At 40.5% G+C, this 10,783-nt stretch carries 12 protein-coding genes; 3 read left to right on the top strand and 9 right to left on the bottom strand.

The window, feature by feature from the left end:
- Positions 1–324: 324 nt before the first annotated feature.
- Positions 325–1,197 (bottom strand): nucleotidyltransferase-like protein, encoded by an 873-nt coding sequence (locus O2Q26_RS17695; RefSeq protein WP_289217145.1) that lies wholly within the window; start codon positions 1,195–1,197, stop codon positions 325–327.
- A gap of 133 nt (positions 1,198–1,330) precedes the next feature.
- Between O2Q26_RS17695 and O2Q26_RS17690 the strand changes: the two genes are divergently transcribed.
- Complete coding sequence (locus O2Q26_RS17690) at positions 1,331–1,708, top strand: YgzB family protein (RefSeq protein ID WP_253937352.1); 378 nt, start codon at positions 1,331–1,333, stop codon at positions 1,706–1,708.
- Between the two features lie 46 nt (positions 1,709–1,754).
- Here O2Q26_RS17690 and perR read toward each other — a convergent pair whose 3' ends face one another.
- The 5 genes from perR to O2Q26_RS17665 form a co-directional block, all read right to left on the bottom strand.
- Complete coding sequence (gene perR, locus O2Q26_RS17685; RefSeq protein WP_256558377.1) at positions 1,755–2,198, bottom strand: peroxide-responsive transcriptional repressor PerR; 444 nt, start codon at positions 2,196–2,198, stop codon at positions 1,755–1,757.
- Positions 2,199–2,321: 123 nt separating this feature from the next.
- Entirely contained in the window at positions 2,322–2,879 is a 558-nt protein-coding gene (locus O2Q26_RS17680; protein WP_289217144.1) for a cob(I)yrinic acid a,c-diamide adenosyltransferase, read from the bottom strand.
- 1 nt (position 2,880) lies between these two features.
- Positions 2,881–3,831, bottom strand: coding sequence for a D-2-hydroxyacid dehydrogenase (locus O2Q26_RS17675; protein WP_289217143.1), 951 nt, complete (start codon positions 3,829–3,831; stop codon positions 2,881–2,883).
- 282 nt (positions 3,832–4,113) lie between these two features.
- Positions 4,114–4,584, bottom strand: coding sequence for a thioredoxin-dependent thiol peroxidase (gene bcp, locus O2Q26_RS17670; RefSeq protein WP_289217142.1), 471 nt, complete (start codon positions 4,582–4,584; stop codon positions 4,114–4,116).
- A 70-nt stretch (positions 4,585–4,654) separates the two neighbouring features.
- The gene (locus O2Q26_RS17665) at positions 4,655–5,059 is read right to left on the bottom strand and encodes a potassium channel family protein (protein ID WP_289217141.1); all 405 of its coding nucleotides are present in this window, start codon (positions 5,057–5,059) and stop codon (positions 4,655–4,657) included.
- 145 nt (positions 5,060–5,204) lie between these two features.
- Here O2Q26_RS17665 and O2Q26_RS17660 point away from each other — a divergent pair, with 145 nt between their 5' ends.
- Complete coding sequence (locus tag O2Q26_RS17660; protein ID WP_289217140.1) at positions 5,205–6,503, top strand: glutamate-1-semialdehyde 2,1-aminomutase; 1,299 nt, start codon at positions 5,205–5,207, stop codon at positions 6,501–6,503.
- A gap of 101 nt (positions 6,504–6,604) precedes the next feature.
- The gene (locus tag O2Q26_RS17655) at positions 6,605–7,672 is read left to right on the top strand and encodes an FUSC family protein (protein WP_289217139.1); all 1,068 of its coding nucleotides are present in this window, start codon (positions 6,605–6,607) and stop codon (positions 7,670–7,672) included.
- 299 nt (positions 7,673–7,971) lie between these two features.
- Here O2Q26_RS17655 and O2Q26_RS17650 read toward each other — a convergent pair whose 3' ends face one another.
- The 3 genes from O2Q26_RS17650 to O2Q26_RS17640 all read right to left on the bottom strand — a co-directional run bounded on the left by O2Q26_RS17650 (position 7,972) and on the right by O2Q26_RS17640 (position 10,745).
- Positions 7,972–9,744 carry an ABC transporter ATP-binding protein gene (locus O2Q26_RS17650; RefSeq protein ID WP_289217138.1) on the bottom strand — a complete coding sequence of 591 codons (1,773 nt, stop codon included), beginning with the start codon at positions 9,742–9,744 and terminating at the stop codon, positions 7,972–7,974.
- A gap of 80 nt (positions 9,745–9,824) precedes the next feature.
- On the bottom strand, positions 9,825–10,352 hold the full coding sequence (ntdP, locus tag O2Q26_RS17645) for a nucleoside tri-diphosphate phosphatase (protein ID WP_253937377.1): 528 nt from the start codon (positions 10,350–10,352) through the stop codon (positions 9,825–9,827).
- 177 nt (positions 10,353–10,529) lie between these two features.
- Positions 10,530–10,745, bottom strand: coding sequence for a gamma-type small acid-soluble spore protein (locus O2Q26_RS17640; protein ID WP_253937359.1), 216 nt, complete (start codon positions 10,743–10,745; stop codon positions 10,530–10,532).
- Positions 10,746–10,783 lie beyond the last annotated feature (38 nt).

The following is a 10,783-nucleotide window of genomic DNA, read 5'->3' as shown; positions in this document are numbered from 1 at the left end:
CTCATTTGCACACCGAATGTGCTTGTTTTACTTCCTTCTTTAGTAGAAAGAAGACTTGACGTACTGGTTGGTTCGTTCAGTTTTCAAAGATCAAATGTTGTTTGCCGCTTCAAAACAGCGACTTAATTAATATATCACGGTGTAAGTTTTAAGTCAACAACTTTTTTCCGTTTAATTATTAATTATGTTTTCGTTTGCCGCCCGCTCTTGATGCGACGCTTAATAATATACCACGGGATTCAATAGAACGTCAATAGGTTTTTTATAAAAAACCCTTTCTTTTATATAAGCAAAGAAAGGGTTCTTTCCATTCATTAAGTATGATCAGTTATGAACGGCTTTATACGTCCTGTGATATATACCGGATCCCTTAGTATCCTGAAGAACAACTTCGACCAGTTCCTTCTCTACTAAGTACTCGATCATAGATGAAAGATCCAGTGCATATTCCTCGATTTCAGGGTGGACCTTCAACTCACCGAATGACCATGGTTGTTCTTTTTGTTTCATTAGCTCTAATAAATGCTTAGCACTTGATCCGGCTCGAATACTTATGGCGTGTTCTACCGCCAAAGTCATTAATTGAACTCTTTTCTCTGTAGATTCTTTACTCATAATCAACTCTTCATAGTACTTATAGATTTCAGGTTCGATTTTTTTCACCTGATTCCATACCGTAACTTCAGGATGGAATCCTTTTTCAATAATCGCTAATCTTGCCAAGTGGTGTAAAGAAGAGACCATTCGACTGTATGCGTCCAAGTGATGGCCGTTTTCATACAAATCCTTAGACTCGCTGTAACTGCGGATCAATTTAGCGAACTCGATCGCTTTTTTCAAATCACGCGTTTCAGTAGGAAAGGAACGGAGCTTTTCTTTTAATGAAGAGATGTAATCATTTCTTTCAAAAATAATGGATCCATTAATGACCCATTCCACAGATCTCCTATAAGAACTAGTATCAATCCAATGCTGAAGAAGTGTTTCATCTACTATATGCATGGCAGCAGATTTATCCGCAAATTCATAGTGTTTCACGTACCAGTCGTCTTCTGCATTTTTTACAATGATGAATAGAATGACATCAAAATTGTCAGTCACCGGGCTGATCGGTTTCTTTTTTTCTAAAATAAGCACACCAAGTGTATTGGCCTGGCTGGCTCTTTCTTGGTAAATGGGTCTTAATAAATCTTCCATTATAGTTCCCCCAAATAGATAATCAGTTCACTAAAGTTATTCGATACTTATAGCCAAATTCCTTTTTCGTAAATATATTTTTCTTTGAAAAAATGCTATACTACGTTTGTAAGCTACGTAGGAGGGAATTCTGTTGGCTTTAAAATATACGAGTAAGATTAACAAAATCCGGTCGTTTGCATTTTGGTTGATTTTTGTTGGTTTTGGGGTCATGTACATAGGCCTTCTCTTTAAAGAAACGGTCTGGGCCATGGCGATATTCATGATTTTAGGCATGGGATTCATCGGTCTGAGTACGGTCGTTTACTTTTGGATTGGCATGCTTTCAACAAAAACGATTCAAATAGTCTGCCCCAGCTGTGAGAAACCGACAAAAATGCTTGGACGAGTCGATGCATGTATGCATTGCAAGCAGCCATTGACGATGGATAAGTCGCTTGAAGGTAAAGAATTCGATGAGAAATATAATTCTAAACGTTATCAGAAAGAAGAAGCTGATCAACGTACGTAAAAAGGACCCGCTGATATTTCAGCAGGTCCTTTCTTTATGAATAAAATTAATGGGCAGCTTTAGCTTTGCATTGTGAACATGTACCATACACTTCCATGCGATGATGACTTACATCAAATCCAGTCACCTGCTCAGCTAATGATTCCACTTCATTTAGACTTGGATAATGGAAATCGACTATTTTACCGCATGATTCGCATATCGCATGATAATGATCAGTTGTATTACAATCGAAACGGCTGGAAGAATCTCCATACGTAAGCTCTCTTACAAGACCAATTTCTCTGAACACGCGTAAGTTGTTATAAACCGTAGCAACACTCATGTTAGGAAATTTACTCTCCAATGCTTTATAAATATCATCAGCTGTAGGGTGAGTCATAGAATTCAGGAGGTATTCAAGCACCGCATGACGTTGTGGTGTTATACGTACCCCAGAATCTTTTAACGTATCAATCGCTTCTTGAAGTCGATTATTTGACACCGTCATGCACCTCTCTTTCGTAAATTGATTCTTGATTTAGAATATTATCAAATTAGAATCCTTATAAATAGTTTAACCTGTGAATCGATTAATTGTCAATCAATGCATAGGGCGGAATGACCCCTTTTTTTACACATCAGGCATTAACGGAATTTCTTTCCCGCCTAATTGATGGTTTATATAGCGAGCTGCTACAAACAATAGATCTGAAAGACGGTTCAAATAGGATACGACTAATGGATTATTCAGCTCTTCTTCCAATGCCACAGCCAGTCTTTCTGCTCTTCTTACAATCGTCCTCGCCATATGCAGACCGGCTGAAGCCTCGTGTCCAGAAGGAAGAATGAAGTTTTTTAGAGGTGCTAAATGTTCGTCCCACTGATCAATATAGCTTTCGAGTTCTTCAATATGCTCTTTTTTCAATTCCCACAATACTTCTTTGCCCTTTGGTGTGGCAAGTTCGGCACCTACATGAAAAAGGATCGTTTGAATTTTATGCATCGCTTTTAAGAATGATTCTTTCTCAGACCAATCTTCTCTAGTCAAATGACTTAATGCTGAACCTATAGAAGAATTGGCTTCATCACAAGTTCCATAAGCTTCTACTCGTAAATCATTTTTTGCTACACGGTCTCCATAAATCAAAGATGTTTGCCCTTTGTCCCCTGATCTTGTATAAATGCGCACGTTAATATCCCCTTTTCGTATCGATTATGTTTTCCATTTCCCCGTTATTAAGGTAAGCATTCATATTTCTTTCAAATACTTCAAACGCTCTCGGTACATATTGAGGAGAAATTCCTGAAAGGTGTGATGTAATCGTAACCTTTTCTTCTTTCCAGAACGGGTGGTCTTTAGGCAGCGGTTCTTGTTCAAAGACATCAAGAACAGCATGAGAAATCTCTTCCTGCTGGACCGCTTCTAGTATGACTGAGCTTTCCACTAGATCCCCTCGCCCCATGTTCAAGAAAACAGAGCGAGCCGGCATGAGAGCAAAGTGGTCTTTTGTTAATAGATAACTCGTTTCCGGTGTACTCGGTAACGCCGCTACAACGTAATCAGCTTCCGGGAGGACTGTGTGCATTTCTTCGACAGTGCAGGTCTCATCAAAGTAGGACTTTGATTTTCCTGATCTAGACACGCCTATCGTTTTCATGTTGAATGCTTTTGCCAGCCGGGCAGTTTCTTGAGCGATGGCTCCTGTACCAAGCAAGACCATATTACTTCCACTTAATTCTGCCATAGGGACACTGCGGTCCCATGCGTGTTCCTTTTCTCTTTGGTATAGAACCTTAGCATTACGAGCCACTTGTAAGATCATTGATAAAGCATATTCAGCCATTGGCTGAGCGTGTATCCCCCTTACGTTAGTAACGAGAATATCCCTTTCACCTATAGCTTCAAATGGCATGCGGTCCATTCCAGCAGACAATACCATAATCCATTTCAAATGTTTGGCTTTATCGATGAGAGCGTCATTCAGATCTTCCCCATATGTAATGAATATTTCCGCCTTGTTCAAGTGCTGCTCTGCTTCTTCTATTCCGTGGCACCATAAGAAATCGGCTTCCTTGAAAGTGTGCTGGATATGCTTTTTTATACTTTCCGGTACTCTTTTGATTGCTGATAATACAATCATGCTGTCCCCTCCTGAACCTAGTTTCTTCTATTATGATAGTACGACTGCTCAAACTGCAAGCTTCGCTTTTTTTACAAATATCTCCTGGCGAATAGATAAGGCTTTTGAAGCTTTATTTGTATAGGCAGATGCTGCTCTTTTTCTTAGGGATCATGAAAACAAATCACCGCCCTATTTTGACTATGTATAAGGAACCATTCGCAGCTTAAAGATCTTTCCCTAACCTTTGATTATATAAGTTAAAAATAAAACCGTGATAGTTAAACTACCACGGCTTCTGAATTATGCTAAATTTTCGCGGATGAATTGTAGAGCTGTCTCAACATGTCCATCTACTTTCACCTTACGATAATCTTCAGCTAAGTTGCCTTCTTTATCGATAATGAAAGTGGAACGCTCTATCCCGTAGTACTCTTTTCCGAAATTCTTTTTCAATTTCCATACTCCATATTCTTCAGCTACCTTATGATCTTCATCGGCCAGCAGCAAGAAAGGGAGGTCATGTTTATCAATGAATTTCTTGTGACTTTCAATAGGATCAGGACTGACCCCTAAAACAACTGCATCTAAATCAGCGAAGCTTTCATGTTTGTCACGGAAATCACAGGCTTCTGTTGTGCATCCTGGTGTCATGTCTTTTGGATAAAAGTATAATACTACGTTTTGACCTTGATAATCAGATAATTGAACGGTTTCACCCGTATGAGCTTTCAGTTCGAAATCTGGTGCTTTTTGTCCTACATCTACTGTCATACTTGAATCCCTCCTAAAATATTTCTATTTCAAGAGTATCGTATATGAAGGCAAAGTTCCAATCTCAGCTTTATTTTTTTTGAGACTGCCATACTTTAGCTACTAAAGCTGCAGGAATTGTATAACCGATCATTGCTTCAATTAACGCAATCCAGCGGCCCCATCCAATTGGCATCAGGTCCCCATACCCTACAGTGAATAACGTCACCCCGCTGAAATAAATACCTTTAGTAATTTCATCCGGCCATGAGGGCGGGTAAGTACGGACGGTTCGCAGAAACACTTCCACCCCATTGATCGACAAAGTGGCATAGACTAATCCAAATCCGATCGTCACTACAGTATAAAGGAGGATCAAAGTCACAAAAACCTGGAAAGAAAACCTATGGTGTTCTATTTCAATAGAAGTAAACAGATGTCTAATGCTCCCTACAATGATCAACAGACTAAATAAGGATATCCCTATCATTATCATGCGGCCACGACCTTTTTAAAAAGTAGACAGGCTTACTGACTTAATATGCGGGAACTTTCCTTTATATGAATCATCGCCATCACTCACTTGTTTTTTTAAATCGTGCTACAATGACTATTGAATGTCACTTATTGGAGGAATCACATTGAAGGAAAACCAATCAGAAATTTTATTTAAAGAAGCTCAAGAACATATCGTGGGCGGAGTCAACTCTCCTTCCCGTGCTTATAAAGGGGTCGGTGGAGGTACTCCCGTCTATATGGAACGCGGAGAAGGAGCTTACTTCTACGATGTAGACGGACAGAAATACATCGATTATTTAGGCGCATACGGTCCTATCATCACCGGACATGCTCATCCACATATTACAGAAGCAATAACAAAAGCTGCTCAAAACGGTGTGCTGTACGGTACCCCTACGGCTCTTGAAAATCAATTTGCCAAAATGCTGAAGGACGCGATTCCTTCCCTTGATAAAGTACGATTTGTAAACTCAGGTACGGAAGCAGTGATGACTACGATCCGCGTGGCGCGTGCCTACACAGGTCGAAATAAAATCATTAAATTCGCAGGCTGCTATCATGGCCACTCTGACCTCGTTCTTGTGGCGGCAGGCTCTGGTCCCTCTACACTTGGAACGCCGGATTCAGCGGGAGTTCCTGCATCGATTGCCGAGGACGTCATCACTGTTCCATTCAATGATATTGAACCATTCAAACAAGCTATAGAAAAGTACGGAGATGAAATTGCCGGTGTTCTAGTCGAACCCATTGTTGGTAATTTTGGTATTGTCGAACCGAAGCCAGGATTTTTACAGCAAGTGAACGATCTTACCCACGACGCTGGAGCACTCGTCATTTATGATGAGGTCATCACAGCGTTCCGTTTCACTTATGGCAGTGCCCAGCAGCTGCTTGGCATTGAACCGGACATGACTGCTATGGGTAAAATCATCGGAGGCGGACTTCCAATTGGCGCTTATGGCGGACGGGCAGATATAATGGAACAAGTTGCTCCTCTTGGTCCTGCATATCAAGCAGGAACAATGGCAGGAAACCCTGCTTCTATGGCCTCGGGCATTGCTTGTCTGGAAGTACTGCAGCAAGACGGTGTATATGAAGAAATGGACCGCTTAGGCGCACGGCTTGAAGAGGGAATTATCCATCATGCTCAGACTTATGGTATCCAAATGACTATTAACCGGCTTAAAGGAGCGCTTACCGTTTTCTTCACGGATGAAAAAGTTGAAAATTACGAGCAGGCCGAAAACACCGACGGAGAAATGTTCGCACGCTTTTTCAAACTTATGCTTGAAGAAGGCATCAATCTGGCTCCGTCGAAATATGAAGCGTGGTTTTTGACAACTGCACATTCAGAGCAGGATATTGATGAAACCCTCCAAGCCATCAGCAGGACATTCCAAACGATGGCAAAAGAATTTTAATGTAAATATGCAGCGAGTGGTCTACACCACTCGCTGTCGCAATAAAAACCTTTTTCTTAAGATGCAGTTTTTTCATTACTAATGGTAAGGATGATGCTCCCATGAAACTCGGCGCTCGCATGATGAAAACAGGTTTAGCCGTAGCTGTTGCCTTGTACGTAGCTAGCCTGTTAGGATTTATCAGCCCACTACTTGCCGCTATAGCGGCCGTATTTTCAATCCAGCCATCGATTTATCGATCTTATCAATCAATCGTAGAGCAGATTCAGGCGAATATTATTGGTGCACTAATTGCCATCGTAGCCGTCTACACATTAGGCAACGATCCATTCATAGTGGCATTTGCAATTATTATTGTTATCGGTGTTACCATGAATTTAAAAATGAACGAAAATACGATAACCCTTGCTGCTGTGGCAGTCATCGCTTTAATGGATTCAACCGACCAAACGTTTATCAATTTCGCTGCTTCACGGTTCTCTTCCATGATTTTAGGTATACTGGCAGCCTTTGTTGTGAACTTCTTATTCATGCCGCCTAAATATGAAACTAAACTCTTTACGAAAATCGATTCCGCAACGAACGATATTCTACAATGGCTGCGCGTTACGACTCGCCAATTATCAGACGAACCAGCATTAAAATATGAAATCATCCGCATCCAGGATAATATCAGATGGCTTGATCATACGTACCTCCTTTATTCAGAAGAGAGAACGTACACGAAAGGGTCAAGGTTCTCCAAAGGGCGGAAACTCGTACTATTCAGACAGCTTATAACGACAACGAAGAAGTCTTTTGATGTTCTTAAAGCATTTCACCGCTTAGATAAAAAAATCGAACAAATCCCAGAGGAATTCCAGGATACACTCGTCAGCGAGCTGGATAAATTAGTGAATGCTCATGAAAAACTTGTCCTCAGCTTAAAGGGCAGAATAAAACAGACTCACAGAAAGTCGTTACGGCAGATTGAACAGCCTAATATTCCCCTGCTCGTTGAAAGGTTAATGAAAGTGTATGAAGAGAGCAACAACCCGGATAAACTTGTTTTCCTACCGCTTGCTTCTCAACTTATGGAGTATTATTATCAGCTCGAAAAATTAAAAAGGCTGTTAAAAAGTTATCAAAAATATAATCCCAACACGTACATTCAAACCACTGAAAAATAGCTGAAGACAAGTTGTTCAGATATCGTGGCAGAAGAAAGAAAAAACCAAAAGAGAAATCGAGTGTGGAACCACAAAGGTTTCATACTCGATTTTTTTAGTAATAAATATGTTTCACACAAAAACGAATCCATTCCCTGCAATCACCTCGCCCTCATTTCTTAGAACCTGACAACACAAGTATGGAGCTGGCTTCTCTCCATAAAAAATGCTTAGAGCCCTGTACTGGCACTCTAAGCATTTTTGCATGTGATTCGTTCTTACCCAAATACCTGAATAACTTATACTAATAGGACTCCTTCTTACGTTCCCATATATTCAGTCGGAGTATCGTCTAATTTCTGCACTTGATATAAGTCATAATAGTGACCTTTTTGACGCATCAGTTCGTCATGTGATCCGACTTCTACAATTTCTCCATTCTCAATGTGAACGATGCGGTTTGCATGAGTGATCGTAGATAGCCGGTGAGCTACTATGAAAGTCGTACGGTCGTGTGCCAATCGCTCTAAGGCATTCTGAATAAGGTTTTCACTCTCTAAATCAAGTGCTGATGTTGCTTCATCCAGAATAAGCAGCGGAGGATTTTTCAGGAAAACACGAGCTATAGCAATACGCTGCTTCTGTCCTCCAGATAGCTTGACTCCTCGCTCACCTACTAAGGTGTCATATCCTTCTGGCAGGCTCATGATAAATTCGTGCGCATTCGCCGATTTGGCCGCTTCAATAACTTCTTCATCAGATGCCTCAGGGTTCCCCATCTTAATATTCATTTCGATGGAGTCACTGAACAAGATGTTATCTTGAAGCACCATCCCTATTTTATCCCGTAAAGTTCTCGCTTCCAGATCTCTGATATCCGTACCGTCAATCAAGATCTCTCCACCCGTCACATCGTAAAAACGCGGAATCAGACTGATCAATGTAGACTTTCCGCCTCCACTCATACCTACAAAAGCGATCGTTTCTCCTCTTTGTACCTGAAGATCAACATTTTTCAGTACGTCCGGCTCGTTTTCACCATAGCTGAAAGATACGTTGTTTAAAGTAACATCGCCTTTTACATCCTTAAGCGGTTTTGCATTCTTTTTATCAATGACGTCATATTTCTCATCCAAAAATTCAAATACTCGATCCATGGAAGCAATCGACTGGGTCAACACCGTTGAGGAGTTTACCAGACGACGCAGAGGACTATAAACTCTATCCATATATCCTGTGAAAGCAACCAGGGTCCCCACTGTCATGGAACCGTTAATAACTAAATACCCCGCAACCCCGATAACGAGCAAAGGTGCAAGATCGGTAATCGTATTAGTTATCGAATACGTATAAGCATTCCAATTCGTATGCTTGATTGCTTTATCAAGGAAATTAGAATTCCTCGTATCGAATTGGGCTTGTTCATGGTTTTCTAAAGCAAAACTTCGAGTTACAGGCACCCCCTGTACTCTTTCATGCAAGTGACCTTGAACTTCTGCTAAAGCCTGGGAGCGGTCTTTCGTCAAATCCCTCAGCCTTACATAAAAATACTTTATCGCGAAACCATACAATGGGAATAATGCCACAGCAACTAATGTAAGCCAAGGATCCATTGTCAACATAATTATAATTGCAATAACAATAGTAAACATGTCAAGCCAGATATTCATTAAGCCAGTTATGACAAACGTTTTCGTCTGCTCAACATCATGAATGACTCTTGAAATGATTTCCCCTGTTTTCGTACGAGAATAAAATCCGAGACTCAGTCTTTGTATATGATCAAATAATTTATCCCTAATATCATATAAAATATTACTTCCTATCCATTGAGCTAAATACTGCCTAGCATACTCAACCGGCGGCCTCAAGATCATAAATATAAAAAACGCTCCGCCCATCAATAATAGAAGCTGGTCAATTTTCTCTGACTGGGCCAACGACTCAGCATTGATGATATCATCAATGACATATTTGATGATCAATGGCATTAATAGAGGAATTGAAAACTTAACAATCCCTATCATTATCGTTAAAATGATTTTTCCTTTATAAGGTTTAACAAACTTCAGATAACGCTTAATACTTCCCAAAACGCACCACCTACTTCCCCTTTTGCAAATAAAAAACTCAAAAAAATAATCGAGCGCACTCTGTCGGTGCGCAAGATCGATTACCTATAAGTCAAAAATCGTTCATACCATTGGTCAATAAATTCCGGTGAAAAAGGTCCTTTTCGCTGTCTGATCCAGCGAAGTAAGGTTTCTACGTTGTTATAAAGTATACGATCCAAAACGTGAGGGTAATTCATCATTTTTTTGTGCAATTCATATTCATCTTCATCGAGCAGCTTATATGTCATATCCGGAAAGACTTTTACATCCAAGTCATAATCGATGTATTTGATGATCCCGTTTTCGTATATAAACGGAGAACTAATATTACAATAGTAATAAACTCCGTCCATCCTTAACATGCCGATAACATTGAACCAATGTTTCGAATGAAAGTAACAAATGGCGGGCTCCCTTGTTATCCAAGTTCGTCCATCACTTTCTGTCACTCTCGTCCGATCATTTGCACCAATAATTACATTTTTCGTTCCTTTTAACACTGTGGTGCTTTCCCAAACGCGATGCAGCTTTCCATTATGCTTATAACTTTGTATTTCTGTACGTAATCCTGATTCCGGGCCGGGCATATTCATCTCCCCTTCCCCTTACAATATCCCGTTCATCATCTTTCCCTATTATAACGAGTTATCCGCCTGAATGAAAACAATAGTATTCAATATGTAAGAAGCCGCCCGAATTCGGGCGGCTCCTGGGAGTTTGATGCAGGCTAATTGTACAGTCTGTACAGATTAACCAATCAAATGCTACTTTTTCTTAGCCTGAGATTTTTGGTTTTGCTGACGAACTTGTTGCGCGTCAGTTTGCTCCTGACCAAATTCAGTACCGTATTGGTTCTGACCTTTAGCAGATTGTTGAGCATTTTGCTGAGCGTTCTGCTGAGCAGCTTGTTGGTTTTGTTGTCTTACTTTGTTCATATCTGTACCAGCTGCAGTTTTACCTTGTTTCGGTTGCTTAGCCATCAATATCACCTCCGCAAAGATTATTTTGCACAGGTTCC

It is taken from the genome of Halobacillus campisalis, from assembly GCF_030345335.1.
In the GTDB taxonomy this organism is placed as follows: domain Bacteria; phylum Bacillota; class Bacilli; order Bacillales; family Halobacillaceae; genus Halobacillus_A; species Halobacillus_A campisalis.
The sequence above is the reverse complement of the archived record's forward strand: the minus strand, read 5'-3'. Positions and strand labels throughout refer to the sequence as shown.

Bases quoted from the DNA above. Each gene is read 5' to 3' on its own strand.
- O2Q26_RS17655 (WP_289217139.1), top strand. From the start codon at position 6,605: ATGAAACTCGGCGCTCGCATGATGAAAACAGGTTTAGCCGTAGCTGTT.
- O2Q26_RS17675 (WP_289217143.1), bottom strand. From the start codon at position 3,831: ATGATTGTATTATCAGCAATCAAAAGAGTACCGGAAAGTATAAAAAAG.
- O2Q26_RS17640 (WP_253937359.1), bottom strand. From the start codon at position 10,745: ATGGCTAAGCAACCGAAACAAGGTAAAACTGCAGCTGGTACAGATATG.
- bcp (WP_289217142.1), bottom strand. From the start codon at position 4,584: ATGACAGTAGATGTAGGACAAAAAGCACCAGATTTCGAACTGAAAGCT.
- ntdP (WP_253937377.1), bottom strand. From the start codon at position 10,352: ATGCCCGGCCCGGAATCAGGATTACGTACAGAAATACAAAGTTATAAG.
- O2Q26_RS17695 (WP_289217145.1), bottom strand. From the start codon at position 1,197: ATGGAAGATTTATTAAGACCCATTTACCAAGAAAGAGCCAGCCAGGCC.
- O2Q26_RS17665 (WP_289217141.1), bottom strand. From the start codon at position 5,059: ATGATAATGATAGGGATATCCTTATTTAGTCTGTTGATCATTGTAGGG.
- perR (WP_256558377.1), bottom strand. From the start codon at position 2,198: ATGACGGTGTCAAATAATCGACTTCAAGAAGCGATTGATACGTTAAAA.